Source organism: Polyangium sp. 6x1, assembly GCF_029946515.1.
Taxonomy (GTDB): domain Bacteria; phylum Myxococcota_A; class Polyangia; order Polyangiales; family Polyangiaceae; genus Polyangium.
Genome location: NZ_JARZHH010000037.1, coordinates 40,333 through 64,397, shown reverse-complemented (window position 1 = coordinate 64,397; position 24,065 = coordinate 40,333). Strand labels below are relative to the sequence as shown.

At 68.8% G+C, this 24,065-nt stretch carries 25 protein-coding genes; 8 read left to right on the top strand and 17 right to left on the bottom strand.

Annotation, left to right across the window (positions count from 1 at the left end):
- Positions 1 to 217: 217 nt before the first annotated feature.
- The 3 genes from QHF85_RS29855 to QHF85_RS29845 are packed head-to-tail and all read left to right on the top strand — an operon-like array spanning position 218 to position 1,618.
- Complete coding sequence (locus QHF85_RS29855) at positions 218 to 442, top strand: DUF4911 domain-containing protein (RefSeq protein WP_281330757.1); 225 nt, start codon at positions 218 to 220, stop codon at positions 440 to 442.
- A complete protein-coding gene (locus tag QHF85_RS29850; protein WP_281330756.1) occupies positions 439 to 1,083 on the top strand; it encodes a hypothetical protein in 645 nt (214 codons plus the stop codon). Before QHF85_RS29855 ends, QHF85_RS29850 begins: the two co-directional genes overlap by 4 nt.
- The gene (locus QHF85_RS29845) at positions 1,070 to 1,618 is read left to right on the top strand and encodes a TlpA family protein disulfide reductase (RefSeq protein ID WP_281330755.1); all 549 of its coding nucleotides are present in this window, start codon (positions 1,070 to 1,072) and stop codon (positions 1,616 to 1,618) included. Before QHF85_RS29850 ends, QHF85_RS29845 begins: the two co-directional genes overlap by 14 nt.
- On the opposite strand, the gene QHF85_RS29840 is transcribed toward QHF85_RS29845, so the two are convergent.
- Genes QHF85_RS29840 through QHF85_RS29830 form a run of 3 tightly spaced genes read right to left on the bottom strand, consistent with a single transcriptional unit; the run spans position 1,615 to position 8,028 of the window.
- A complete protein-coding gene (locus QHF85_RS29840; protein WP_281330754.1) occupies positions 1,615 to 2,439 on the bottom strand; it encodes a PhnD/SsuA/transferrin family substrate-binding protein in 825 nt (274 codons plus the stop codon). The genes QHF85_RS29845 and QHF85_RS29840 overlap by 4 nt on opposite strands.
- Positions 2,440 to 2,480: 41 nt before the next feature.
- Complete coding sequence (locus QHF85_RS29835; protein ID WP_281330753.1) at positions 2,481 to 4,406, bottom strand: 2-hydroxyglutaryl-CoA dehydratase; 1,926 nt, start codon at positions 4,404 to 4,406, stop codon at positions 2,481 to 2,483.
- Positions 4,407 to 4,431: 25 nt separating this feature from the next.
- Positions 4,432 to 8,028, bottom strand: a complete 3,597-nt coding sequence (locus QHF85_RS29830; RefSeq protein WP_281330752.1) for a BadF/BadG/BcrA/BcrD ATPase family protein — start codon at positions 8,026 to 8,028, stop codon at positions 4,432 to 4,434.
- A 152-nt stretch (positions 8,029 to 8,180) separates the two neighbouring features.
- Between QHF85_RS29830 and QHF85_RS29825 the strand changes: the two genes are divergently transcribed.
- On the top strand, positions 8,181 to 8,822 hold the full coding sequence (locus QHF85_RS29825) for a TetR/AcrR family transcriptional regulator (RefSeq protein WP_281330751.1): 642 nt from the start codon (positions 8,181 to 8,183) through the stop codon (positions 8,820 to 8,822).
- A 111-nt stretch (positions 8,823 to 8,933) separates the two neighbouring features.
- Here QHF85_RS29825 and QHF85_RS29820 read toward each other — a convergent pair whose 3' ends face one another.
- Positions 8,934 to 9,677, bottom strand: a complete 744-nt coding sequence (locus tag QHF85_RS29820; protein WP_281330750.1) for a glutamine amidotransferase — start codon at positions 9,675 to 9,677, stop codon at positions 8,934 to 8,936.
- Between the two features lie 69 nt (positions 9,678 to 9,746).
- Here QHF85_RS29820 and QHF85_RS29815 point away from each other — a divergent pair, with 69 nt between their 5' ends.
- On the top strand, positions 9,747 to 10,436 hold the full coding sequence (locus tag QHF85_RS29815; protein WP_281330749.1) for a YkgJ family cysteine cluster protein: 690 nt from the start codon (positions 9,747 to 9,749) through the stop codon (positions 10,434 to 10,436).
- Position 10,437: 1 nt separating this feature from the next.
- On the opposite strand, the gene QHF85_RS29810 is transcribed toward QHF85_RS29815, so the two are convergent.
- From QHF85_RS29810 to QHF85_RS29775, 8 genes are all read right to left on the bottom strand, one after another.
- On the bottom strand, positions 10,438 to 10,734 hold the full coding sequence (locus QHF85_RS29810) for a hypothetical protein (RefSeq protein WP_281330748.1): 297 nt from the start codon (positions 10,732 to 10,734) through the stop codon (positions 10,438 to 10,440).
- A gap of 17 nt (positions 10,735 to 10,751) precedes the next feature.
- A complete protein-coding gene (locus QHF85_RS29805; RefSeq protein WP_281330747.1) occupies positions 10,752 to 11,021 on the bottom strand; it encodes a hypothetical protein in 270 nt (89 codons plus the stop codon).
- Positions 11,022 to 11,033: 12 nt separating this feature from the next.
- Positions 11,034 to 11,324 carry a hypothetical protein gene (locus tag QHF85_RS29800; protein ID WP_281330746.1) on the bottom strand — a complete coding sequence of 97 codons (291 nt, stop codon included), beginning with the start codon at positions 11,322 to 11,324 and terminating at the stop codon, positions 11,034 to 11,036.
- Between the two features lie 11 nt (positions 11,325 to 11,335).
- The gene (locus tag QHF85_RS29795; RefSeq protein ID WP_272420767.1) at positions 11,336 to 11,557 is read right to left on the bottom strand and encodes a hypothetical protein; all 222 of its coding nucleotides are present in this window, start codon (positions 11,555 to 11,557) and stop codon (positions 11,336 to 11,338) included.
- A 180-nt stretch (positions 11,558 to 11,737) separates the two neighbouring features.
- Entirely contained in the window at positions 11,738 to 14,122 is a 2,385-nt protein-coding gene (locus tag QHF85_RS29790) for a bifunctional serine/threonine-protein kinase/formylglycine-generating enzyme family protein (protein ID WP_281330745.1), read from the bottom strand.
- Between the two features lie 37 nt (positions 14,123 to 14,159).
- The gene (locus tag QHF85_RS29785; protein ID WP_281330744.1) at positions 14,160 to 14,840 is read right to left on the bottom strand and encodes a TlpA family protein disulfide reductase; all 681 of its coding nucleotides are present in this window, start codon (positions 14,838 to 14,840) and stop codon (positions 14,160 to 14,162) included.
- Positions 14,819 to 15,517 (bottom strand): hypothetical protein, encoded by a 699-nt coding sequence (locus tag QHF85_RS29780; protein ID WP_281330743.1) that lies wholly within the window; start codon positions 15,515 to 15,517, stop codon positions 14,819 to 14,821. Before QHF85_RS29780 ends, QHF85_RS29785 begins: the two co-directional genes overlap by 22 nt.
- Positions 15,514 to 16,776, bottom strand: coding sequence for a vitamin K epoxide reductase family protein (locus tag QHF85_RS29775; RefSeq protein ID WP_281330742.1), 1,263 nt, complete (start codon positions 16,774 to 16,776; stop codon positions 15,514 to 15,516). The genes QHF85_RS29780 and QHF85_RS29775 overlap by 4 nt, the downstream gene beginning before the upstream one ends.
- 254 nt (positions 16,777 to 17,030) lie before the next feature.
- On the opposite strand from QHF85_RS29775, the gene QHF85_RS29770 reads away from it, so the two are divergent.
- Entirely contained in the window at positions 17,031 to 17,453 is a 423-nt protein-coding gene (locus QHF85_RS29770; protein ID WP_281330741.1) for a hypothetical protein, read from the top strand.
- A 317-nt stretch (positions 17,454 to 17,770) separates the two neighbouring features.
- On the opposite strand, the gene QHF85_RS29765 is transcribed toward QHF85_RS29770, so the two are convergent.
- Positions 17,771 to 17,956 (bottom strand): hypothetical protein, encoded by a 186-nt coding sequence (locus QHF85_RS29765; protein WP_281330740.1) that lies wholly within the window; start codon positions 17,954 to 17,956, stop codon positions 17,771 to 17,773.
- A 173-nt stretch (positions 17,957 to 18,129) separates the two neighbouring features.
- Between QHF85_RS29765 and QHF85_RS29760 the strand changes: the two genes are divergently transcribed.
- A complete protein-coding gene (locus tag QHF85_RS29760; protein WP_281330739.1) occupies positions 18,130 to 18,921 on the top strand; it encodes an EF-hand domain-containing protein in 792 nt (263 codons plus the stop codon).
- 33 nt (positions 18,922 to 18,954) lie between these two features.
- The gene (locus QHF85_RS29755) at positions 18,955 to 19,476 is read left to right on the top strand and encodes a hotdog fold domain-containing protein (protein WP_281330738.1); all 522 of its coding nucleotides are present in this window, start codon (positions 18,955 to 18,957) and stop codon (positions 19,474 to 19,476) included.
- A gap of 9 nt (positions 19,477 to 19,485) precedes the next feature.
- Here QHF85_RS29755 and QHF85_RS29750 read toward each other — a convergent pair whose 3' ends face one another.
- The 4 genes from QHF85_RS29750 to QHF85_RS29735 form a co-directional block, all read right to left on the bottom strand.
- The gene (locus QHF85_RS29750) at positions 19,486 to 20,064 is read right to left on the bottom strand and encodes a biopolymer transporter ExbD (protein ID WP_281330737.1); all 579 of its coding nucleotides are present in this window, start codon (positions 20,062 to 20,064) and stop codon (positions 19,486 to 19,488) included.
- A gap of 125 nt (positions 20,065 to 20,189) precedes the next feature.
- Positions 20,190 to 21,707, bottom strand: coding sequence for a hypothetical protein (locus tag QHF85_RS29745; RefSeq protein WP_281330736.1), 1,518 nt, complete (start codon positions 21,705 to 21,707; stop codon positions 20,190 to 20,192).
- A complete protein-coding gene (locus QHF85_RS29740; RefSeq protein WP_281330735.1) occupies positions 21,704 to 22,702 on the bottom strand; it encodes a hypothetical protein in 999 nt (332 codons plus the stop codon). Before QHF85_RS29740 ends, QHF85_RS29745 begins: the two co-directional genes overlap by 4 nt.
- Positions 22,680 to 23,972, bottom strand: a complete 1,293-nt coding sequence (locus QHF85_RS29735) for a serine/threonine-protein kinase (RefSeq protein WP_281330734.1) — start codon at positions 23,970 to 23,972, stop codon at positions 22,680 to 22,682. The genes QHF85_RS29740 and QHF85_RS29735 overlap by 23 nt, the downstream gene beginning before the upstream one ends.
- Positions 23,973 to 24,065 lie beyond the last annotated feature (93 nt).

The window sequence follows — 24,065 nt, the reverse complement described above, 5'->3', positions numbered from 1 at the left end:
TCGGCGCATCACGCGCGGCCCGAGGTGCCCGTGCTGGATCCCGGCCTCCGGCGGTGCTTACCTGTCCCGTCCCATGCCCTCGCCCGACACGGCGCATCCCTCCGATGGCGCCTCTCCGCCGCACGCCGACCAAGCGCCATCCTCCGCGCGAAGCCCTGGCCACGGCGGTCCCGCAAGGCGACGACGGCCGCTCCCGATCGCCGAGGCCTCGGCGGGCATGCTCGTGCGTCGCGTCGACGTTCGCCCCGCGGATGTCGTTTTTCTCAAGGGCATCCTCGAAGCGAGCGAGGGCCTCGGCACCATCTTCGCCGAGCGAGGCGGCGAGCTCGTCGTGGCCGCGCCGCCCGATCGCGAGCGGGAGCTCGTCGAGCTGCTCGACGATCTCGCGCGGGAGATCGACGCGCGCGTCCATCCCGAGGCCGAGGCGGGGAGGGATCGATGAACGAGCCGCAGGAGCCTGGAAACCCCGAGCCTCGCATCCTCGCGGCCTGGCGTGAGTGGCTCGGCGCCCTCGCCAACGACGCCGACGCGGCCCTCGCCGCGGCCGACGTCTACGCCGGCCTCGCGCCCGAGGCCCGCGACGCTTGGCTCGACGCGCTCGCCGAGGACGCGCCCGGTTTGTCCGTTCCCCTCGTCGCCCTCTACGCCCCGCTCCTCGCCGTCGAGGCCGATCCCGACCGCCGAGCGCGCATGGAGGCGGCCATCATCCTCGGCGACACCTCGGCGTGGCGCGGCCGGCCCATCCGCGCCCTCTCGGGCATCGCGCCCCGCGGCGCGCGTGTCGTCGCGCTCGTCCAGCCCGTCTACCTCCGCTTCGTCCGCGTCCTCTGGTGCCGCTACGTGCCCGACGAGGGCTTCTTCTGGGCCCGGCACGACAGCCTCCTCAGCGAGGGCGACGCGCCTCGCTGCGGCGCGGTCGTCGACGGTGTCATGCTCGAAACCACGCCGCTCACCCCGGTCGTCGAGGAGCTCGCGCATGCGATCCTCGCCCATCGCCGTCGTGGCGCCGAGCTGCCCGCGTCGCTGCGCGAGTTCGCCGACCTCTTCGACACCGACGTCGAGGCGATCGATGATCCGCGCTAGGCGCGCACTGCTCCTCGCCCTGCTCGCGGCGCCTGTCGCGTGCTCGTCCACGCCTGCGCCCGACGCGCCCACGCAGTCCATCACGCGCGGCCCGCGCGTCTCTTTCTCGTACGAGACGCTCGACGGCGGCACGCTCTCCACCGACTCCGTCGCGGGCCGCTTCACCGTGATCGCGTTCGTCGCGACGTACGACGACTCGTCCCACGCGCAGGCCCGCTTCCTCTCGACCCTCGTGAGACGGCACGTCCCGCGCATCAACGCTGGCCTCGTCGTCCTCGAACCGCCGCACCACAAGTTGCTCGTCGAGTCCTTCGTGAAGGTCGTCGCTCCGCCGTATCCGGTCGCCATGGCGGACGAGGCCACGATCGAGGGCACAGGGCCTTTCCAGGGCCTTCACCACGTCCCGAGCCTCGTCATCCTCGATCGGCAGGGGCACGAGGTCTTCCGCAACCTCGGCCTCGCCTCGGCCGACGCCCTCGACGCGGCCCTGCGCTCGCTCGAGCAAGGCAAGGCGCCGACGACAAACGCTCGCTAGGGCTCTTGCTCGTGCCTGGCGATGAGTTTCGCCAGCGGATCCAGGTGCTCGCTCCGCGCCACGACGAACCCTTCCGCGCCGAAGAGCACCCGCGCGGCCCGACCGAGCTCGCTGTCCCCGCTGTCCACGAGCGCCCGCTGCAGCTTGCGCATCGACGACACCGGCACGCGCACGCTCGCGGCCATCACGTCCGCCGGGATCGGCCCTGCGCACGTGATCACCTGCACGTCCGCTTCGCCCCATCCGGCGCGCACCACGCGCTCGCCGCGCGGATGGCTCGGATCCGGCTCCACGTGCACGAACGTCGCGCCCACGTCCGCGCTCCCCTGGAGCACGGCGCGCGCCACCTCGCCGTGCGACCCGAAGAAGAGGTTCTCGCGGAACGCGCGATCGAGGTCCACGCCGATCGAGCGAAGGTGCGCCCGCAGCACGATGTACCCGGCCGCGCTCTGCCGATCGACCCACGCCGCGCGCAGCTCCTGGAGATCGCCGATCTCGCGGAGCGATGAGCCCTTCGGTGAGAACAGCGCCGTCATGTACGACGACGCTCCGTTTCGCACGGGCAACACGATCGGCATGACGCGCGCGCGGCCTGTCGCGCGCATCGCCACGAGCGGCGGCAGCCAGCCGAGATCGACCTCGCCTGTCTCCAGGGCTTCGAGCAGCGTGTTGTAGTTCCAGCCCCCGAGGCCGTGCACCTCGAAGCCCGTCGCCTCCGACAGCGCCTTGCAGAACGCGTGGAGCGACGCGCGTGACCCCTCTGGATCCGACGTGAGCACGACCCCCACGGTCAGGGCCGTCTTCTCTGCTTCCGGAGCCATGCCCCACGGTCGCAGGGGGTCACGCGGTGGTCAAGACGGGATCATTCCGCGGCGATCGGCTCGTAGGTCGTCGTGCGAATCTCGGGGTTGTTCTCGAAGACGGCCTTGCCCATGAGCTGCTGCAGGAGCGGACGGAAGCGCTCCATCGCCTTGCCACGCACGATGTCGCGGAGCACGAGCGCGTCCTCGCGGACCTTCGCGATCGTCTCGGGATCCGTCGCCTTCCGGTAGACCTCGGTGATCGTCCCGGGCGCGCTCACGGCCACGTCGCGCAGCGCCTCGGCCGCGTGTTTCGCCTTGTCGATCGCGCGCTCCGCCGCCGTCTTCTTGATGAACGGCGCCACGGCGTAGACGAGGTTTGCCGCCGTCCCCGCGACGCGGTGGGGCGGGTAGTAAAGCGCGCTCTTGTACTTCGGGTTCGCGTCGAGGAACGCGCGCACCTGCTCGAGCGTCAAACCCTCCTCGGCGAGCACGCGCTCGAGCTCCTGCTCGGCCGCGATCCGCGCCTTGAACATGTACATCTGGATGCGCGAGTAGAAGTTCGTCGCGCCGTCACCGCTCGTCTCGACCGCGCAGAAGATCGTGCCCGGGTACTTGCCGGTGATCAGCGACTGCACGCCGTCCGAGACGCCGGACGAGGGCATGCATCCGAACGGCTTCACGCTCACCGTGATGTGCGCCTTTGCGCGCACCGTGTTCACGATCAGCTTGCCGACCTCCATGTGCCCTTCGCCGCCGCGGAGATCGTTCGAGTAGTAGTCCTCGGCCACCTCTGCGACGAGATCCATGTCCGGCAGGTGATAGTCGTGCAGGCCGATCGGCTGCGCGAACGCCTGGAAGCCGACCTTCAGCGCCGCCTCCGCGAGCCGCATCGTGGCGATGCGCTTGGCGATGTCGAACTCGCCCTGGTGGTCCTTGAGGCCCATCGTCCCCTCGTCCACGCCGCGCAGCACCTCGCGATCCTGCGTGTCGTGACGGACCTCCCACACGTTGTAGAGCAGCCACGCCGTCGTCAGCTGGATGTCGTTCTCGGCGCCCTCGCTCTCGAGGAACTTTTGCAGCTGGTAGTTGCCGTCGCCCTCCGTCGTCATCGCCCAGAACTCGCCGATGATCGACGCCTTCGCGCGCACCCGCAGCCTGTCGACCTCGATCGCCTCGAAGAGCTTGCGGCACTTGTAGAGCGCGACGAACACGTTCGTCTGATCGTGCAGCGCCGTGTAGATGATGCGCTTGGCCTCTTCGAGCGCCTTGTTCGTCGCGCCGGGCACGACCTCGTAGGGCCGGATGCGATAGCCGAGCGCGTTCAGCACGTCGCCGCACACGATGCCCTTCACGATCCCCACGAAGAACGCGGGGTTCATGTCGATGCCCACGTCGTCGCCCGTCGCCTGCGAGAGGCCTCCGGTCTGCTGGAACAGCATCACCCGGAAGCCGTCGAAGCCCGCGTCGCGCAGCGCCTTCCTGTACTCCGTCACGTACATCCCGAAGCGGCAGGGGCCGCACGCGCCGGCCGTCAGGAACACGTAGTTCTTGATGACCTCCTCGCTGGTCAAACCCTTCTCCTCGCGGAGCTTGATCAGGTAGTTCACGAGGTTGCCGACGGTGAAGTACGTCGGGTTGCACTGCCCGCGGTTGCCGAACTCCTTGCCGACCTGCAGGCCTTCCTGGTCCGGACAGCCGATGTTCTTGATCTTGTAGCCGAGTCCGCCGAGCGCGCCTTCCACGAGGAAGTCCTGCGCCGCGGTGAGCCCCGAGATCAGGAGCGTCACGTTCTCGCGCTCGCTCCGCTTCACGTGCGGGTTCAACATCGAGTCGACCCACTGCTTGCGCTCGGCCTTGATGCCGAGGCGCTCGCGCTCCGCCTCTTCGAATGCGCGGAGCTCGGCTTCCAGAGCCTCGTCGACCACGGACTGCTTCGCGCCGCCGTTCATGACCGGCAGCCGCGTCTTCTGCACTGCAGTTTCCATCGATTCCTCCCTGACTCCTTCGACGTCAAACCGACACGACGCTGCCGTCGGCGCGCTTCTTCTTGAGCTGAACGAGGCCCTTCGGCGGCTCGGGCGGAGCCGGCGGGGGCGCCTCGTAGGCCCGCACCTTCGCCGAGAGATCCATGATCTGCTTCTCCAGCTCCGGATCGGACGCGCGCCGCTCCGCGAGCTGATTTTGTTTGAGCTGCAAGAGCTCGAGCCGCTTCTTGTCGATGTTGTGCGAGAGCTCCGCCTTCTTCTTCGCGAGGTCCTCCAGCGACTCCTGGTAGAGCTTCAAGCTGTGCGCGTACGTCTTCACGCGGATCTTGATCGAGCCGCCGGGCTTGTTCGCGTCGATGTCGTGCAGCGCCGCGTAGGGCGTCGCGCTCGACGACACGATCCCGTCCACGATGCCGTACGTCGGCGCGTCGTGGCCGCACTTGAAGCTCGACAGATCGAGCAGAACGACGTTCGGGTGCCGCGCGGCGAACTTCACGGCCCACACCTTCTGGGCGCTGTTCGCCGAGTAGTTCTCTGGCCACACGTCGTTGATGTCGAGCGGGTGCTGCCCGCGCGCGTACTCCTCTTTGAAGTATCGACGCAGGTAGTCGTCGTCCCGCGGGATCGAGCGCACGCTCAGGATCGGGTAGCCGAGCACCTGGAACTCCTCCGGGATCCCGTGGTTCAGCCCCGGATCCGAGTGGTACGGCCGGCCGACCATCAGGATCGCCACGCGGTTCTCCGCCTCGACCGTCTCCAGGATCGCGCGCCCCTTCTCCTGCAGCTCCCGCTCGAACGCCGCGAGCGCCGCCATCGCCTCACGATGCGCGTGATCGCTCTCGTCCTCCGTGATCCCGAGCCGCGGACCCCAGCACTCGTACATGCGCCGCGCCGTCAGAAGCGGCTCGGCGAACGTGAGCGGCGGATCCAGGTACTCGATCCCGCGCGTCGCGAAGAAGTCGACCTCCTTCGTGAACGCCGCCTTCATCACGTCGGGCACGCCCGCGACGATCGGGCAGCTCGCGTTGTCCATCACGTTCTTCCCGAAGCTCGGCACGTGCGTGAGGATCGGGAAGAAGACGTACTTCAGCGGTTTGTCTGCGGAGTGATGGTGGAAGAGCAGGTTGTGGATGTGCGCCTGCGTCACCTTCGACGGGAAGCACGGATCGACCGAGCCGTACTTGCCGCCCTCGACCCACATCTCCTCGGTCGTCTCGTCGCTGAAGATCACGTTCTGCTTCGGGATCCCGAGCGCCTCGAAGTAGGCCCGGAAGTACGGGCCCGTCGAGTACAGGTTCAAGACGCGCGGGATGCCGATGCGCGTCCTGCGCAGCCGCTCCTGCACCTCGAGCCCGCTGCGCCGGAAGGGCCGTGTCGTCTCCACGCGACGCACGCTGAACAGGCCCTTCTTCACGACGCTGTCCTTGATCGGCGTCCCGTCCGCGGGCATCGCGTTGCCCTTGTGGAAGCTCCGGAACGCGAGCTTCGACTCGTAGTCGACGCAGTTCGGGAACTGCTTGGCGATCTTCTTCCGATCGGCCACGAGCGCGAGCATCGCGTCCTCGCTCTCGACCGTGCCCTTCTCGCAGGAGAAGCCCGAGATGTACCGCGCCGTCGATCCGTCGGGCCGCTCGGCGTCGATGAACGTCCGCTTGCACTCGTTCGGGCAGAAGTGGCAGACGGTCTCGTCGTCGTTTTTCGTGTGGTACTTGAGGTCGATCGCGGCATCGAGCCCGATGAACGTGCTCGTCCCGCGCCGCTTGATCACGCGCAGCGTCTCGAACGCCGCGCCGATCGCGCCCGCCTCACCCGTGTGCGGGTGGACGAACACCTCCGCCTCCGGCACGCGCTCCTTGATGTAGTCGACCTGCGCCTTGACCGCGGCGAGGTTGTACTGCGTGCCGCCCTGCAGGACGAACCTGCGCCCGAGCGACGCGAGCCGCGGGATCTGCACGACGTACTGCCACACGTTCTTCGGAAGGACCTGCGCGAGCCCGGCGAGGAGCTCTTCCTTCGAAAAACCTTCCTTCTGGAAGTTCACACGATCCGTGTCGAGGAAGACCGCGCAGCCGTAGCTGAACTTCGGCGCGAGCTCGGCCTGGAACGCCGTCTCCGCGTACTCCGTCACTTTGAGCCCAAACTGATCGGCCATCGCCTGGAGCAGCATCCCGTTGCCGGCCGAGCACGAGTTCGAGAGGCGGAAGTTCGCGATGTCGCCGTTCTTCATGAACAGGACCTTGATGTCCTGCCCGCCGATGTCGCAGATGACGTCGACGTCGCCGAAGTACCGCACCGCGCTCATCATGTGCGCCACGGTCTCGACGATGTTCACGTCCGCGCGCATCGTCTCTTGCAGCACGTCGGCCGCGTAGCCCGTCGCTCCGAAGCCGAGCACCTCGAGCGTCGCGCCTCGCCCCTGCACGTACTCGCGAAGCTGCGCGAGCAGCTCCTTCGTGTCCTGGATCGGGTTGCCCTTGGAGAGCTGGTAGGCCTTGCAGACGATCTCGCCGTCCTCGTCGACGAGCACCGCCTTCGACGACGTCGACCCGCCGTCCACGCCGATCACGCCGCGCACGACCTGCCCGGCTTCGAGCTGCATCGGCTTGAACCGCGGGATCGCGTAGAGCTTGCGGAAGTCGTCGACCTCGTCGCTCGTCCGGACGAGCGGCGGCCCCGCGCTCTCGCCGAGCCGCGCCTTGCGCCCGTTCTTCATGTAGTCGACGAGCCCGTCCGTTCCCCCGTACAGGCCCACATCGGCCGCCTCGCGCAGGCCGTACACGCACGCGCCGTACGCCGCGTAGTACTGCGCGTTCTCCGGGACGAAGATCGTCTCCTCGATCGGCCGGTCCTTCGGCCACGCGTAGCCGCGCTCGTTCCACGTCTCGGGGATCCGCTTGCGCCAGCACTCCTGCAGGAACGGCAGGTACGTGTTCGGCCCGCCGAGCAGGATCACCTTGTGTTTCAAGGTTGACCCGCGCGTCAGTACGGACAGGTTCTGCAGGACGATCGCGTCCGCGAGCGAGCACAGGATCTCCGTCGACGGGATCCCGCTCTTCACGAGGTTCACGATGTCCGTCTCGGCGAACACGCCGCATTTCGCCGCGACGTGGTGCAGCTTCGTGTCGTCGAAGTGGATCTCGCGCACGACCTCGGGGGGCAAACCCACCTTGATCATGCACTTGTCGATCGTCGCGCCCGTGCCCGAGGCGCACTTGTCGTTCATCGACGGCGCCGCGGTCTTGTCGCCGGTCTTCTCGTCCTTCTTGAAGATGATGATCTTCGCGTCCTGCCCGCCGAGCTCGATCACGCTCCCCACGTCCGGGTGGAGTTTTTCCACCGCGAGCGTCACGGCGTTCACTTCCTGAACGAACTTGGCGCCGAGCGAGGGGCAGAGCGGAGCTGCGCCCGAGCCCGTCATGAACACGCGCCATTCGGGGCGCGGCGAGTCCGGGAACGCCTGCTCGATCTGCTGGAGCATCTCCAGCACCTTCTCGGGCTGCTTCGTCTGGTGGCGCTGGTAGTCGCTCCAGAGGATCTCGAGCGTCCCTGGATCGAGCACGACGGCCTTTACCGTCGTCGAGCCCACGTCGATCCCGACCACCACCGGATCACGTCTCTCCATGCCGTCCCTCTCCCGTCCCGTTTGCCCCCGACTGACTGTCCAGTCAGTCAGAATGGGGTATCATGGTGACCCGATCGGGGCAAGGTAGAGCCCGCTCGTCTGGCGCGTATCCGTTGTGCGCATCACGCGGGTGAGGTGGTACAAGGCCCTTCATGGACAAGGCCGAGCGCCGTCTCGAGCTCCTCCGTGCGGCTCGCGACGTCTTCGCGACGAAGGGCTATCACGCGGCGAAGGTCGACGACATCGTGGCCCGGGCGAGCGTCGCCAAGGGCACGTTTTATCTCTACTTCCCCGACAAGCGCTCGGTCTTCGTGGAGCTCGTCGACGGCCTCTTCTCGCGCCTCGGCGGCGCGATCCTCACGGTCGACACGCAGGGCGACATCGAGGCGCAGATCAAGCACAACATCCGCGGCATCGTGGCCGTCCTGCTCGACGACCCCGCGCTCACGCAGCTCCTGCTCTCCTTCGCGCCGGGCCTCGATCCGGCCTTCGCCGCGAAGATCCGCTCCTTCTACGACGGCGTGAAGACGCTGCTCCGCGTGAGCCTCGACGAGGGCCAGCGCCTCGGGATCGTGGCCGAAGGCGACACGACGATCTACGCGACGTTCACCGTCGGCGCGCTGAAAGAGATCTTCACCGAGAGCACTGATCGAGGCCAGGCGTGGCCCCGCGAGCAGCTCGTCGAACAGCTCTTCCGCCTCCTGCAGCGCGGCTACCTGCGCATCGACCGCGCCCTCGAGCCGCCCGTCTCGGTCCCCCCGAAGCCCCGCAAGACCCGCAAAACGAGCGCTTAGAGCGCGGAAACCCGCCGGTCATTCAGGACCTCCAAGAGGGTTCGTCCGGACCTGACCCGCGAGTCAGTTTTTTACGATGCTGACGTAACGTGAGGAGGGCGCCGGGGAACGTCAGCGCGCGTCGCGCGGGAGGATGTGGCGGATGAAGTTCAAGAGCGTGCGCCGCCCGAACTCCCCCTCTTCGATCCCGGCGTGCAGCGCCTCGACGGAAAATCCCTCGCCGGCGAGGACTTCCCAGCGGTGCTCGATGTAGCCGCGCATCACGTCAGCATCGAGCTCGGGGTGGAACTGCACGCCGTAGCAGGTCTCGGTGAAGCGGATCGCGTGGTGATCTTCGAGGTCGTTCTTCGCGAGCACCGTCGCCCCGTCCGGCAGCCGCACGACCGAGTCCACGTGCGTCACGTTTGCCGTGAAGACCTCGGGGAGGCCGTCGAAGATCGGGTCGGCGGCGAGCCTCTGGATCGAGCGCGTGCCGATCTCGCGGCCGCGCGGGTTGCGCTTCACCTCGCCCCCGAGCGCCTGGGCGAGAATTTGGTGGCCAAAACAAATCCCGAACGTGGGCAGGCCCATGCACACGACCTCGCGCAGGAACCCCTCCGTGGCGAGCATCCACGGCTCGCGGTCGGGCACGTTCGCCGCCGAGCCGGTGATCACCAGGGCGGCGGCGCCCTTCATGTCCGGCGGCGCGCCTTCGCGGGCGTCGAAGGTCTCGTAGCCTCCGCTCCAGGCGTCGCCGATCACGGACGTGATGAGATCCGCGAACTCGCCGCGGCGCTCGCGCACCTTCGGGACGGGCTCCCCCGTCTTCATGATGAAGATTTTCCGGTTCGAAAGGTCCGAGCGCTCGGCAGCCATCCCTCCGATCATAATCATGTTTCCGGAAAAGGTCCCCTCCCGGCGCCGCGCGCGTGATAGGGGCTCCCCATGTCCGCACCGCCCGTGGAGCGCCCCGTCTGGCGCAGGTTCCGACCGCGCTGGCTTCTGCGCGCGGCGGCCCACGTGCGCGCGGGCGGGCTCGCGGCGATCGTGGACGAGCGGGATTCCGTGCAGATCCTGCTCGGCCTGACCACGGAGGGAAAGCTCACCGAGCTCGGCCTCTGCGCCCTGCTCACCCTGGAGCAGCGGCGATTTCGGCGCGTGAAGACAAGCCCCCTCTCCGGGCTCGCCCTCGTGCGGGTCCGCCCGCGTTTCCGGCCGGTCGTGCTCGACTGGTGCGCGCGCGACGTGCTCTTCGAGGGGCCGACGCGGACGATGCCGCTCGATTGCACGACCTGCGCGGCTTGCTGCCACCACGCGGACGTGCGGCTCGACGAGCACGACCTCGCGCGCTTCCGCGCTGCGGGCCGGCGGGACCTCGCGGGCCGGGCGTACGTGAAGCGGTCGCGGGACGGGCGGGTCACGCTGCGCCTCGCCGCCGATGGCCGGTGCCAATTGCTCGGCCCGGACAAACGGTGCACGATTTACGAGATTCGCCCCGGCGACTGCCGGGCGTTCGTGGCGGGCAGCGAGGCGTGTCTTTCGGCGAGGCGGGAGACGCTCGGGCTCCGGGACGGAGCGGCGTGGGACGAGATCCTCGAGGCGTTCGAATCAGGCCCTCGGGAACGAGGGCCCTGAATCAACGCTCGGGGATGTCCTTGTTGAGGAATGCGTTCGCGGCCGCGTCTTCCACGCAGGTGAGCGTGTTGTCCGCATTGAGGTTGCAGCGCAAAAGCTTCGAGTTCGTGTCCGAGCAGCCCTTGCCGAAGCCGGCAAATCCGCTCGAACACGTACCCTCGAGGTACGTCTGGTACAGGGCGATGGGCTTGCGGTCTTCCGAGAAGAGCCAGCCGCCGGCGGTCCGGTAACGGACCTTGTTGCTGCACCCGGAGAGCAGGCAGAGCGCCGCACCGAGCAGGAATATCGTCTTCTTCATGGCAGTCGCTCCTCCGCTCAGTAAATGCTCTGGGGGACTACGTTCTGGAGAACCTTCGTCTCCTTGCAGTTCGTGGAGCCGGTCTCGGTCGCGTCACAGACCTGAACGGAGAAGTCGAAGAGCACTTGCTTGGTGCTCGGGTCGACCTCGCCGCGCGTCTGCATGCGCTCCTGGTACACCTTCTCCGCGCCGAGGAACGTCTGGCGCGTCAACACCTTCGGGGGCGGACCACACGCGATGCCGAAGAGGGCGATCAATGCGACGAGCGCGATACGAATCGATTTCATCGTGATTCCTCCTCAGCGGACGTTGCTCCCCGCGCCGCCATAGCCGGCCTGCCCCTGCGGGCAAACGACATCATTCTGGGCGTCGCAGGACAGCTTGCACACGAGCTTGTCGCCCGTGTCCTGGCACAGGTAGAACTGGTGCGTCCTCTTCGCGAAGAAGAGGTAGTTCTCGGTCTTCATGACCTCGAGCGCCGTCACCGGGCTCTTGAGGTTGTCCTCGAAGTTCGTGATGCTTCGCGTGACGCAACCCGTCGAGAGGGCCGCGAGAGCGAGGGCGAAAAGCGCCATCGGGATGCGGGACATGGTCATTCCTCTCAATCCTCGTCCTGCAGGACGAGCTGCATCGTTTTGCATCCGGAGAGCGCGCCGTCGGCGGCCACCTGGCACTTGACGATCTGCTGAGAATTGCCCTGGACGACCAGGAATTTCATCTGATCACGAGCGCTCGTGATCTGCGTGACGACCTTCGGCGGCGTACATCCGAAGGCGCCCGACAGCACCACGAAGGCACCCGCGCTGAGTAGCCATTTGCTCATCTGCACCAGCTCCTGTGATCGCGCGGAGCCTGCGTGAGGCCCCCCGCCGCGCGTAGAAATTCGCCAACTTTTACGTCCATGTCAACGTTTTACGACGCGCGCGTGGTGGCACGGAGCACGCGGACGCACCACGCGAAGGACGCGGGGCAGGCGAGGAGAAACGGGCTGCGGTGAGGCGAATCAGGGCGTCGGCGCAGGCTCGACCGGCGCGTCGAGCGCGCAGCGGAACCCGATCGTGACGTGCGCCGCGCTCGGGACGACGCCGAGGCGGCGGCTCGCGCGGACGCGGCTCGCCGGATCGAGGAAGCTGCCGCCGCGGACGACGCGCATGGGCACGCTGGTCGGGCCCTTGGGATCGGTGCCCGCGGGCGGCGGCGAGGCAAAGCCGTCGGCGACCCACTCGGCCACGTTGCCGCCGAGATCGTAGAGGGCGTCGGGCGTGCGATCGAGGGGCCTGCCGCCCGCGGGGCACGTCGCGACGCCCTCGCTGCCCTCGACGCACTTGCCGTTGCGATCGAAGCACGCGCGGTTGCACGTGGGCGCGTTGTCGCCCCAGGGGAAGGCGCGGCCCGCGGCGCCGCGCGCGGCGAGCTCCCACTCGGCCTCCGTGGGCAAACGGCGTCCGCGGAACGCGCAATACGCGTCGGCGGCCGCGTGCGTGACGCAGTTGATCGGGTGATCCGTGGCATCGCGCGTGTCGTTGCACTTCGACGTCCACGCCTGCGCGAACTCCTCGGGCGAGGCCTTCGCCTCGGGATCTTCCTCCGCGTCGGTCGACGCCATGAGCTGCGCGGCGCTCTCCGCCGGCAGGACGACCTGCTTCGCCGCCGGGCATTTTCCGGCCGCGACGCAGGCGCGGTACTGCCCCGTCGTGACCTCCATCGCGTCGAGGTAAAACCCCTTCGAGAGCGTCACCTGCCGCTGATCCGGTCCCTCCCCGAGCTTGGCCGAGGCCGGCGCGACGAGGACCATGTCTCGCGGCGGCACGAACGGCGCGGCCGCGGACGCCGAGGGCATCGCCGACGCGCTCGCGCTCGCGCTGGCGCTCGCGAGGGCCGTCGGCAGCGTGGTGTTCGGCCCGCCGGAGGGCGAGCCCTTCACGGGCACCGTCGCGCTCGCCACGGGCTTCTGCGGGAGTTTGCCCTTGGGCGAGCCCATCGTGAGCAGCGTGTAGCCGAGCGCCCCGCCGCCCACGAGCAGCGCGAAGGCGAGCCACGGCCAGACCGGCCGACCTTTCCCCTCGGCCGTCGCCGTCGCTTCGAGCCCGGTCTTCTCGGTCGTGTCCTTTGCGGGCGGCAGCGGCGTCGCGTTCGCGGTCGGCTGCTTCGGCCCCGTCTGCGAGGGCTGCGGCAAGCGCTCGCCGAGCGGCGTCTCCGCCATCGGATCACGATCGCGCGTCGCCGCGGGCTTCGCGCCCGGCTTCGCCACCGTGGGCGCGGCCTCGGTGGCACCGAACGCGTCGCTGTTCCGGATGTTGCCCGTCGCGCGGTTCTGCTCCGTGGCCACGCCGAGCTGCTTCTTCTCGGCGAACTCGGCCGTCGAGAGCAGGCTGTCCGCGGACTCCTGGATCGTCGGCGGGATGGACGCGGCGTGTTTGTCCGGGGACGAGGCCCTGGCCGCGCTTGCGTTGGCCTCGGCCGCGGATGCGACGAGCGCGTCCCAGAACGCGCCCGCGTCGGCGAAGCGGTGCTTCGGCTCCACGCTGAGCGCGCGCTCGATCACGCGCTCGACGGCCTCGCTCACGTTGGCTCCCCGCGCACGCGGCGTCGGCCGCAGGCTCGGATCCGCGGCGATGATGTAGAGCTCCGTCGGGTCGTCGCCTTCGAGCGCTTTGCGCGCGCTCACGAGCTCCACGAAGATCAGCGCGAGCGCGAACACGTCGGTCCACGGGCCCGTCGCGCCGCGTTGCTTGTTGAACTGCTCGGGCGCGCCGTAGCGCGGCGTGAACGCCGTCGGCCCCTGCCGCGTCGCAGCGAGCGCCTCGGTGAAGCTCGCGTGCTCGGTGAGCACCTTCGCGATGCCGAAGTCGAGCACCTTCACGGTGCGCTTGCCGCCGACGTCCGTCACGAAGAGGTTCGCGGGCTTGACGTCGCGGTGCGCGATCTTCTGCGCGTGCGCCACGGCGAGCGCGCGCGCCGCCGGTTCGAGCAGCGCGATCGCCTCGGCCGTGCTCATGCCGCCGCGGCTGCTCTGGTTCTTGATGAGCTCGCCGAGCGTCTCGCCTTCGAGCCACTCGAGCACGAGGTACGGCACCCACGTGCCGTTCTGCGTGACGAACGCGCCGACGTCGAGCGCCTGCACGATCCCCGAGGTGACGCGCGAGAGCCGATGGAGCAGCCGCCCCTCCTCGCGGAGCTGTTCGAGGAACTGGGCGCGCTGCTTCTCGCCGAGCTCCGCGGGCAGCTTCAAGCACTTGATCGCGATGCTCTCGCCGAAACCGATGTGCTCGCCGCGGTAGACGACGCCGAAGCCGCCGTCGCCGATCACCTGGGTGACGCGGTACTTGCCCTCGATGGTGGTGCCGCAGAGCTGGAAGGGATCGCGGTTCTTTTCGGGCTCCGACATGGGCGGGGCTAGCTTCTACCGCGACCGGCGCCGCGCGTCATCGCTTCGTGCCGACGATGTCGGCGATCGCCTGGTAGTCCGACTCCTCGACGGCCCCCTGGATGAGGCAGGCGAGCTGCCCGCTGGGCGCGATGAGGGCGTGGACGGGGAGGTTGCCCGCGTCCTTGACGCCGAGGGCCGCGATCCAGCTGTCGCGCCCGCCGCCCTCGGGCAGCCAGTAGGACGCACGCACCCCGGCCTCGGGTTGGGCTTCGAGGAACCGCGAGAGCTGCCGCTCGTCGTCGTCGAGCGAGACGAACGCGAGGTCGATCATCACCCCCGCATTGCGCAGGCGGCTCTGGAAGTTCTGGAGCCGGGGCATTTCTTCTTTGCACGGCCCACACCAGGCCGCCCAGAGGTTCACCCAGACCCATTTGCCGACGCCGAACGAAATGCTTCCGGGCAGCGCCGTCGCGCCCGGGGCCGCGGCGGTCCTCAGGGCGCCCTTCGGCGCCGGGCGCGCCGTCGTATCGGCGCAGAGCTTGCGAGGCGCGGCAGGAGCGGCGCTCGGCTTCGCGGAGGCCGTGGTTTGGGTCGGGCTCGTCGCGGCCGTGCCGCTTCCAGCCGTGACCGCATTGCTACGGCCCGTCACCGGAGGCTCTGGTTTGGCGCCGGCGCCGGTTTCGCAGGCGAGCGCGACGAACGCGAGCGGGAGAATCAGAGCTGACAGTCGACCCATGACACGAACGCGCTCCGGTTGATCGCCTCCGCGGCGCAGGCCTTGCCTTTCCGCGAGACATTCCATTCGCAGTATTCCTTGCCGAGCTGGGCGAACTCGTTGCCGAGCCAGAGGAGGCCCACCTGTTTGTCGAGGTCGGGCTCCTTGAACTTGTCGCCGATGTGGAAAAACGCGCTGTTCGCGCGCTTGTGCGAGAGCGACCGGTTGAAGTCCGGCGTGCCCGTCTTCGAGGCGCGCGCCACGATGAAGAAATACCGGGCGCCCTTCCGCTCGACCCAGAGCTCCTCGAGCATCTTCTTGCCGTCGTCGTCGAGCTTCTCCGAGCCGTCGTCGAACATCACGACGCCTCCGCGATCCTTCAGCGGCGTGAAGAGCGCGTTGAAATCGTCGTCGCTGATCGAGGCCAGGTTCTTCACGTCGGCCGGCTGGCAGCCGCGACGCGCCTCGCCGCCTTCGAGCCCGCACGCGTGAATCACGCGCGCCAGGACCTCCTTGAATTTCGGCGTGCAATACGGGGCCTCCGCGTCGTTCGCGATCGCCACCGCGGGCTTCACCGACTCCGCGATCCCCGTCTTCAGCCGCTCCGCCGACGACTTCACCTCCGCGTGCACCGCGAAGGCCGATCCCGCGAGCAGCGTGCACCCGGCCACGATACCGACGATCCCTGCGTATTTCATGGGAGCCCCAGGTCCGGCGCGAGCTTGCGGATGCTGTAGGCGAGGCCGATGTCGCTGTCCTCGTCACAGAGCCGCGTGTCGCCGAGGAAGAGCTGCGGCGTGGAGACCTGCAGCTGGTTGTTCACGATGTAGCGGAGCATTCGTTCGAGGCGGAGCTTCGTCTCTTTCGAGTCGATGCACGCGTCGAGGTTCGACCACTTCTCCCGGATCGCCGAGCGAACCGTGGCGAGCCCCGCCGGCGACTTCGCGCCTTCGAGCAGCCGCTCCTGGTTGTCGTAGGCCCATTCGAGCACGTCGACCGCGCGGTTCTCCCCGCAGAGCACGGCCTTCGAGACGAGGCACGCGCCCGGGTGCAGCGGGCGGTCGAGCATCCAGTTGCACTCGTTGTCGAGCGGGAAGAGCACGAGCGTCGTGTCGAGGCGCTCGAAGATCTTGTCGGCCTCGAGGCGCTTGTGGAAGGCCTTGCACGTCGGGCAGAGCGGGTCGACGAAGAGCGTCGCCGGCTGCTTCGCGCCGGCCGGCGTGTGCCGGAGCAGCGCGTTGTTCGGCTCGGTCGGCTTCGCGAGCTTGCCGCAGCCCGAGATGTACGAGGCGTAGCTCGGCAGCGCGCTCAAGTAGATCAAGGTCGGCGTGATCGTGAAGATCCCGAGCGCGACGAGCCAGGCGGGCACGAGCCAGATCGCGCCCACGGGCCGCCCTGCGCTCGCGCCTTCCGCGGCGCCCTCGGGTTTGTCCGCGGCGGGAGCCGGCGCGCCCTTGGCCCGCGCGTCGAGCAGGATCATGACGCCGCCCACGGCGAGCAGGACGGACGAGATGTAGATCCCGACGCACGTCTTGCAGTACTGCCCGAGCTTGAGCGCCGAGATCGCGAACATCAGGCCCGAGACGACGAGGGGCGTGAGGCTCACGGCGCCGTAGAACTGCGCGGCGCGGCGCGGGGCCCGGGGCCCTGCGAGCAGGAGGTAGAGCGCGAAGGCCGCGAAGAACGCGAAGGCCCCGACGGCGAAGAGCGAGATCGGGATGCCGCCCCAGTACCGGTCGCGGAAGAGCGCCGAGTACGGGCTGTACATGGCCGCGCGGCAAGCGTTCTCACCCGCCCCGCCCGCGGAGAGCCCGGGGACGAACGAGCAGTGGATGTCGTGGACCTGGCGGTCGAGGTGCTTCGAGTAATCGAGCGTCGAGAGGCCGCCAAAGACGAGCCCGAGCAGCGATGCGACGAGCGCGAGGGCCGGGGGCCAGCGACGAGGTGCGCCGGACATGTCGTCGGCTTACGCCGGAGGCCCCGGCCCGTCAAACGGTCTCTGGGGTGGAGAGGGCTCGTGGTCGAGCGTTTCGGGTCTGCGCAGCCGGACATCCCGGAGAAGGAGCGAGCGTCCGCGATCCGTCTCGGTTCGGGACGGCACCACCGTTGCGAGGCGGGAGGGGGGAGGCCCACCGGGACCTCGGGGGGGGAACCAGGCTCGTCATGGCCCGGCTTCCCGAGCGTCGAATGGGTCGGAGGAGACGGAAAGCCATGAAGAAACTCTTGGGTCTGATGGCCGCGGCCGCGCTCGTGGTGGGCGCCAGCGCCGTGATGGCCGAAGAAGGCACGCAGCAGCAGCCGCAGCAGCAGCCGCAGCAAGGCGCCCAGCAGCAGCAGCAGCAAGGCGCCCAGCATCAGCAGGGCATGCAGCAGCACAAGCAGCAGCGCGCCCAGAAGATGGCGCAGGCCGGGATCGGCCGCCATCAGGTGACCGGCCGCATCGTCGACATCGACAAGGAGAAGGGCGACCTCAAGGTGCAGACCGAGCAAGGGCAGCTCGAGTTCACCTTCCCGCCCGCGTCCCTCCAGAACTACAACGAGGGCGATCAGGTGCGGCTCGACGTCGTGCTCCGGCCGGCGCAGCCACAACCGGCGCCGCAGCCGAAGCAGCAAGCGCCGCAGCAAAAACCGTAGGGCAACGGCCCGTAGATCCCAATCGTTCCGTTCGTCGGGGGAGCGGCGCGCTCGCGCTGGCTCCCCCTTTCCGTTCGTCCGGGATCGTCCTTGCCCGAAAACGAGAGGGACCGGCGAGCTCGCGCCGATCCCCTCGTCGTTTCTTCTGTCGAGGATCGCCTGGAGCATCGAACAGTTCGATGCTCTGCGAGATCGCGAAGCGAGCTCGCCTCGGGGGGTGAATCGGCCGGGCTCCGCCTGGCCGAGAGGGGGACGCGAGGCGTCCCCCTCGGGACAAAAGAGCTAGAACGTCGAGCGGTTGTAAACCGATCGATGTTCTAGCGGCTGCTCTTCCGGCCGCTGCTTTGCTCCTGCTCGCCCGCGCCTCCGCCGCCGCCCTCCTCGGCCTCGTGCCCTTTTTGCACGAGCTCGCGCTCGCGTTGCCCACCCTTCTCGCCTCCGAGCCGACCGGCCTCTTGCACGGTCATCGAGCCCTTCTCGGTGTCCTTCTTTTGCTCGGCCATGGACCTTCCTCCTGGGCGGGCGTGCTGCAAGGTCGGGGCCGAGATCGCGAGCGTCGCGCGCGCCCGCGTGGAGGCAGCCCCGGGCATCACAATTGCCCCGGCACGTTCGTGCGCGGCGCGGACGCCGTGAAGGTGTGCGTGCGCCGCGAGGAACCGACCAGAGAGAGGGAGCCATGGCAGCACGGAGGTTCACGCAAGGGATCGTCGCGCTCGCGACGATCGCGGCGACGAGCGTGGCAGGAGCAGAGGAGGCGCCCGAAGAGCAAGGGGCCGTCCTCCTCGATCGCGCCTTTTTCGGGCTCGACGCGGATCAGAATGGGAGGATCGAGCGAGAGGAGGCGATGACGCAGCTCAACATGCTCGTCGGCGCCGTGTTCTTCCGGGCCGACGCGGACGGAGACGGCGTGGTGTCGACCGACGAGGCGCGCGAAGCGTCGGCGTCGATGCCAGCGCTGTCGCGGGCGCTCGGCGCGGTGATGGGGCAGATGACCGGGGAGTCACTCGACGCGTTCGAGGCGCGGCTCGGCGTGGATTTCGGCGCGTCGATCTCGGCCGCACAGGCGCACGAGGCGACCGCGCGCGCGGTCGACGCGCTCTTCTCCACCGTGGACCAGGACGGCGACGGGGGGATCTCGCGCCGCGAGCTGCACGAGGGGGCCGCCGCGTTCGCCGCGCGGATGGCGACGTCGGCATTCGAGAAGGCCGACGCAAACGGCGACGGCACGCTCGACGCGAGCGAGTTCGAGGCCGCCGTGCGGGTGCCGACGCGCGCGGCGTTCGCGGCCGCGGACGAGAACGACGATGGGCAGCTCACGCCGGACGAGGCGCGCGCGGCGACGGCGCTGCTCGGGGGCTGGGTCTCGCTCGTGCCGGGGGCGGCGGGGCAGCCGCAAACGAGCCCCGAGCTCGAGCGGCGGATGCGGGAGCGGATGCGACCCGAGGGGCCGGGGCGCGAGCCGCATTGACGCGCGGGGAGGGGCCTTGCTACCACGCGGCGCATGCCCCTTCAGCCGTTCGACGACGCGTTCCTCGCCGACCTGCCCTACGACCCGGAGGTCCTCTTGTTCGACGCGATCGTCGAGCTCGACCCCGCGGAAAAGCGCGTCGTCTGCCGGATGCCCACGGACAAACCGCTGCCGTTCACGACCTCGCAACGCGTGCACCCGGTGCGCCACCCGCGGCACGTGGCGGGCGGGGCGCTGGTGCACGCGTCGGGGATGCTGGGGTTCATCCATTCGTATTACCTGCACGGAATGCGGCACGCGGCGGGCTGGATCGGATACGGGACGCACCTCTATCAGGTGGTCTTCCGCAAGCTCGTGCCGCCGGGGGAGCCGATCATCGCGACCTGCCGTGAAGTGCGCGCGCGGCGCGGGGCGACGAAACACTTCGTGCGATATGCCTTCGAATTCCGGCACGAAGGCGACGTGTGTTACGAGGGGGAGCAGAGCGCGGTTTGGATGAAGGTGGGGGAGGGGGGCGCCGGAGCGGTCGTGGGGGACGACGAGGTGGGCGGATGAACCCGGTCGCTACCGGACAAACCTGACCCGAATGGGCGGCGTCTTGGAGGCCACCGGCTGGCCCTTTTCGTCCCGCGCAGGCGAATACTTTTTGCCCATCGCGCAGTCCGCCGCGACCATGCCGAACCCGTAACCCGGGTCATTCAAGATTTGCACCCACGCCGGTGCTCCACTGGCGTCTACTGCGACCGTCAAGACGACGGTGGCCGTGTCGATGCCTGGCGCATCGGCCGCTTTGGGGAAAGGACAGTCCCACGTGTTGCGCGGCGTAGCCCCGGAGAGCCTCGGATCGTCGCCGTTGCCCGGCGTGACGGCGAATGCGAGCTTCGTGATGCCGGCCTGCTGCAAGAGGGACATCGTGTTCGCGACGCTCTTCCACAGGGTGAGCGCGTCCGCCTGAATGAGGGCCCGGATCTCGGGGGCCTGCTCGCGGGCGCGCGCCGCGAGCGTACGGAGTTCTTCCTCGGATGCGATGTTCCGCCCGCCGACCGTCATGGTGCCGAACGCGCCGAGCACGACGGTGAAGACCGCGCCGCCATTCGCCCACGCGGCCACCTGCGGCTGGTCGTCGGGGACCGCAGACGTCACGGCCCCTTCGGAGGGCGACGACGCGGGAGGCGTCGGGGTCGCGGCCTGGCACGCGGTGAGACCGAGGAGGGATACGAAAAGCGTGCGAGGGAACGGCGAGGTTCGTCGCATGGAACGGGTTTGGCTCACGGCGACATCTTCATCAAGAAGATATCGTCATACCCGCTGCTCTCGAGCTCCGTGTTGTCAAACCTGATCTTCCCGTCGAACGATCCCGCGAAGACCGTGTTCCCCTTCGTGTCGACGGCCATTCCCTCGGTCACCTGCCGGGGCGCGTCCCCGAACCGCTTGGCCCACAGGTACTTTCCGTTCGGATCGAGCTTCAGCGCGAAGAGATCGTAATCCCCTGGGTTCAGCCCGCTGTTCACGAGCGCGTCGTCGCCCGTGAACTGGAGCGTCCCCGTATAACTGCCCGTGACGATCACGTTGTCGTCCGCGTCCACGCCAATGGCCTTCCCCTCCTGCGGCCCGACGCTGCCGGCGCGGAAGCTCCAGAGGTGGGCCCCGTCGGGCGCGAATTTCGCGACGAACAGATCCGAATCCCCATTCGCAGGGCTCGAGAGCTGCTCTCCGCCGAAGCTGATGGTGCCGGCGATGTCGCCGGTGAGGAGGATGTTGTTCTTCGCGTCGATCGCGAGGGCGCGGCTGCGTTGCTCGGCGTTGGCGGCGCCGAAGACCTTCTGCCAGAGCGGCATCCCCTCCGTGTCGAACTTCGCGAGCAGAATAGCGCGGCTGCCGGGGCTCGCCTCGTCCTGGAGCCCCCCACCGAGGCTCATCGTGCCCGAGAACGCCGTCTCCAGGACGATGTTGTCGTCGTGATCGAGCGCGACGCGGCAAAGGAGATGGTTCGGCTGGCCGCCCGGGTTCCCATTGCCGAGGCGCTTGCTCCAGAGCGGATTGCCGTCCTTGTCGAGCTTCGCCAGGAAGACGTCGCGGCCGCCCATCGCGTTGATCGGCTGGTCGGCGAAGAACACGAGCGAGCCCTCGAAATAGCCGGCGATGATCGTGTTGCCCTTCGTGTCGACGGCGATCGTCGTCGCGAGCTTCGGCGACTGCGAGCCGTCCCCGAACCCCTTCGCCCACACGGGCACGCCGTCCGGGTTGAGCTTCACGACGAACACGTCGTCTTTTCCGCCGGTGGTCGCGAGCTTGACGTCGTTCGGCAGCGCGAGCTCCCCCTCGAACGAGCCGGCGAGGAAGATGTGGCGATCGGCGGAGACCGTGACGCCGTTGACGAACTGCGCTGCCCAGTCGCCGGATTGGACGGACCATTGAAATGCGCCCGTCGAATCGAATTTCGCGAGGTAGATGTCGCCATTGCCGGCGTGCGGCAAGTCGTCCGTCCCATTGAACGAGAAAGCGCCCTCGTAGTTGCCCACGAGCAAGATGGTATCGTCCGTGGGATCCGTGGCGACGCCCGAGGCGCGCTCGTGGTTGAACGCGCCGCCGAACGCCTTTCCCCAGAGGACGTCGCCCTTCGCCGCGCTCGATCCGCCGCCGGCGCCGCCGCCCCCGCTCGACGAGCTGCCCTGCCCGCCCATGCCGCCCGCGCCGGCGTCGCGCTCCGGCGAGGGGACGGCGTCGGCCGTGAGGCAAGCCGCGAGGAAGATGGCCGACGAGCCCAGAGCGACAAAACGTTTCATTGAAATCGACCCCCGATGCCAGCGCCTGCGACGTTCGGTCCGATCCACGGGACGACGACAGTGCCCGCCGTCGCTGCCCGGGAGGGCGATCGGGATCCGAGGACGAACCCCGTCACCGCCGCGCCGAGCGCGATCACGCCCCCGGCGCCGAGGCCCACGAAGAGCGCGAAATCCCGCTTCTTGGTGGCGTTGTCGTCCGTCGGATCGTATTGCGAGAGCGGCGGGCACCCGCGCTCGAGGTCGCCCTTGCAAAGCGCGTCCTGCCGGCCTTCGACGCGGGCTTGATCGATACGGAACGCCGCGGCCGCGACGCCGAGCGCGACGCCCCCGCCCGCCGCGACCCACGCCCACGCCGGGATGCGCCCGCTCCCCGGCGCGGCCGCATCTCCGCGCTCCGGTTCGAGCTTCAGCGTGATGTCCTCGGTCTTGCCCTCGGTCGCGGTGAAGGATTTGCGGAGCGCGCGGAATCCCGGGGCCTGCACGGCGATCGTCTGCGGCCCTGGATCGACGGGAATGGCGCTCCCGAGCATGGCCGCGGGCATCTCCTGGCCATTGCGCGTGATGTAAAGGCCGACGGGCGCGTTCGCGATCGTGATCTTCACGCGCGGCAGCTTCGGCTCGATGTTGGTGATGCCTTCGTTCGCAATCGTGTCGAGCGCGCTTTTTCGCTCTGCGCCCGGCGTCTCCTGATTGAGCACGAGCGACCGTTTGTACGCCGACCACGCTGTGGCGAGCTTGCCGTCGTGCTCGTAACACTTCGCGAGGTTGAGCATCGTGCTCGGCGCCGCGTAGACCATCAAGCTCGCCTCGAACTTGGCGCAGCCGGCCGCCCAATCGCCGTTGTCCACGAGCTCCCGCGCGCTCTCGAAGAGCGCCAGCGCCGCGGGATCCGGCACGCTCGGCTCGGCCGCGACCGCAGGGCGAGCCCACGCGGCCAGGGCGAGGCCGAGCCACGCGGCGCGCCGAGAATGCCTAGAGAGTCTTGAGCTGATCATAAACGGATGTCTTGCGGGCGGGCTTGGACGGTGCATTCGGCGAGGTCTTCCCGCGAGGCGAGGCCGAAGCGCTGGCGGCCGCCGCGGCCGGGAGCGCCGAGGCCGTGGCCCCGACCGACGCAGGGACCACCGCGGCGGACGTGGGCGGGGCGGGCGCAGGCTCGGGCGGCGCCGCGTTCGGGGTCGCGGCCGCGGCGACGGTCGTGGTCTTCGTCTCCTCCGGCGCTCGGCGCGCGAGGAGGACGACGAGCGACGCGCCGAGGAGAAGGGCCAAGACCGCGACGAGGGCCGGGACGGCCCAGCTGACCTTGGAGATGGGTTTGTCCGCGGCGATCACCCGCGCCGCAGCACGTGCCTCCGAGGGACCCGGCGGCGTCACACCGAGGGACGTCGCGAGCGCGTTGATCTGGTCGGAGGCGCACTCGTACCGCACCGCGGGCATGATGTCGGTGGCCCGGGCAAACCAGGCGTCGAACGCCTCGGGCAAGGTCACGCCATATCGCTTCGCGCGGATCGTCGGCGGCTCCTTCGCGCCCTGCATCATCGTCATCAGGAACGCGTAGACCGTGTCGCTCGTCTTCGCCTCCTCGCCCCAGTAAGGCTGCCCCACGAGCAGCGCATAAGCGATGTGCCCGAGCGCATACAGGTCGGAGCGCGGTCCGATCGTCCCGTCGCCCGTGATCTGCTCGGGCGACATATAGGGCGGCGTGCCGAGGTTGCGGGTTTGTCGGTCCGCGGCCTCACTCTGCGCGACGATTTTCGCGATTCCGAAATCGAGCACCTTCACGCGCGGCGAGCCGTCGTCGCGGCGCGTGACGAACAGGTTCTCGGGCTTGAGATCGCGGTGCACGATGCCCGCGGCGTGGGTCTTGTCGAGCGCGCGCGCGACCTGCCAGAGCAGCGTCACGATCTCGGCGGGCGCGAACCGGCCGCGCTCGGAAAGGAGCGTCGCGAGGTCGTCGCCCTGGAGCAGCTCCATCGCGAGGAACGGCGCGCCCGTCTCGGGATCGACGCCGGCGTCGAGCGTCTCGACGAGGTGCTCGCTCACGATGTCCGCGGTGATCGTGGCTTCGAGCTTGAACCGCTCGCGCATCTCGGCGTTCTGGATGATGCTCGGCAGCATCACCTTCAGCGCGCGCCGCCGCTTCGTCTTGAGGTCGACGACCTCGTACACGGCGCCCATCGCCCCGGCGTTGACGGAACGCACGATCTGGTAGTGACCGTGAAAGATCGAGCCTTCCGAGAGCTCCGTTTGCGGGTGGGCGTTCACGCGAAGGTCATCGTACCCCGTTCGCGCGCGGCGGTTCAAGAAGGAGGAGGCGGCGAGGGAGTGCTCGTGACGGCGATTGCCCGCGGGCGCGGG

Coding starts and splice junctions, on each gene's coding strand:
- QHF85_RS29855 (WP_281330757.1), top strand. CDS start 218: ATGCTCGTGCGTCGCGTCGACGTTCGCCCCGCGGATGTCGTTTTTCTC.
- QHF85_RS29850 (WP_281330756.1), top strand. CDS start 439: ATGAACGAGCCGCAGGAGCCTGGAAACCCCGAGCCTCGCATCCTCGCG.
- QHF85_RS29845 (WP_281330755.1), top strand. CDS start 1,070: ATGATCCGCGCTAGGCGCGCACTGCTCCTCGCCCTGCTCGCGGCGCCT.
- QHF85_RS29840 (WP_281330754.1), bottom strand. CDS start 2,439: ATGGCTCCGGAAGCAGAGAAGACGGCCCTGACCGTGGGGGTCGTGCTC.
- QHF85_RS29835 (WP_281330753.1), bottom strand. CDS start 4,406: ATGGAAACTGCAGTGCAGAAGACGCGGCTGCCGGTCATGAACGGCGGC.
- QHF85_RS29830 (WP_281330752.1), bottom strand. CDS start 8,028: ATGGAGAGACGTGATCCGGTGGTGGTCGGGATCGACGTGGGCTCGACG.
- QHF85_RS29825 (WP_281330751.1), top strand. CDS start 8,181: ATGGACAAGGCCGAGCGCCGTCTCGAGCTCCTCCGTGCGGCTCGCGAC.
- QHF85_RS29820 (WP_281330750.1), bottom strand. CDS start 9,677: ATGGCTGCCGAGCGCTCGGACCTTTCGAACCGGAAAATCTTCATCATG.
- QHF85_RS29815 (WP_281330749.1), top strand. CDS start 9,747: ATGTCCGCACCGCCCGTGGAGCGCCCCGTCTGGCGCAGGTTCCGACCG.
- QHF85_RS29810 (WP_281330748.1), bottom strand. CDS start 10,734: ATGAAGAAGACGATATTCCTGCTCGGTGCGGCGCTCTGCCTGCTCTCC.
- QHF85_RS29805 (WP_281330747.1), bottom strand. CDS start 11,021: ATGAAATCGATTCGTATCGCGCTCGTCGCATTGATCGCCCTCTTCGGC.
- QHF85_RS29800 (WP_281330746.1), bottom strand. CDS start 11,324: ATGTCCCGCATCCCGATGGCGCTTTTCGCCCTCGCTCTCGCGGCCCTC.
- QHF85_RS29795 (WP_272420767.1), bottom strand. CDS start 11,557: ATGAGCAAATGGCTACTCAGCGCGGGTGCCTTCGTGGTGCTGTCGGGC.
- QHF85_RS29790 (WP_281330745.1), bottom strand. CDS start 14,122: ATGTCGGAGCCCGAAAAGAACCGCGATCCCTTCCAGCTCTGCGGCACC.
- QHF85_RS29785 (WP_281330744.1), bottom strand. CDS start 14,840: ATGGGTCGACTGTCAGCTCTGATTCTCCCGCTCGCGTTCGTCGCGCTC.
- QHF85_RS29780 (WP_281330743.1), bottom strand. CDS start 15,517: ATGAAATACGCAGGGATCGTCGGTATCGTGGCCGGGTGCACGCTGCTC.
- QHF85_RS29775 (WP_281330742.1), bottom strand. CDS start 16,776: ATGTCCGGCGCACCTCGTCGCTGGCCCCCGGCCCTCGCGCTCGTCGCA.
- QHF85_RS29770 (WP_281330741.1), top strand. CDS start 17,031: ATGAAGAAACTCTTGGGTCTGATGGCCGCGGCCGCGCTCGTGGTGGGC.
- QHF85_RS29765 (WP_281330740.1), bottom strand. CDS start 17,956: ATGGCCGAGCAAAAGAAGGACACCGAGAAGGGCTCGATGACCGTGCAA.
- QHF85_RS29760 (WP_281330739.1), top strand. CDS start 18,130: ATGGCAGCACGGAGGTTCACGCAAGGGATCGTCGCGCTCGCGACGATC.
- QHF85_RS29755 (WP_281330738.1), top strand. CDS start 18,955: ATGCCCCTTCAGCCGTTCGACGACGCGTTCCTCGCCGACCTGCCCTAC.
- QHF85_RS29745 (WP_281330736.1), bottom strand. CDS start 21,707: ATGAAACGTTTTGTCGCTCTGGGCTCGTCGGCCATCTTCCTCGCGGCT.
- QHF85_RS29740 (WP_281330735.1), bottom strand. CDS start 22,702: ATGATCAGCTCAAGACTCTCTAGGCATTCTCGGCGCGCCGCGTGGCTC.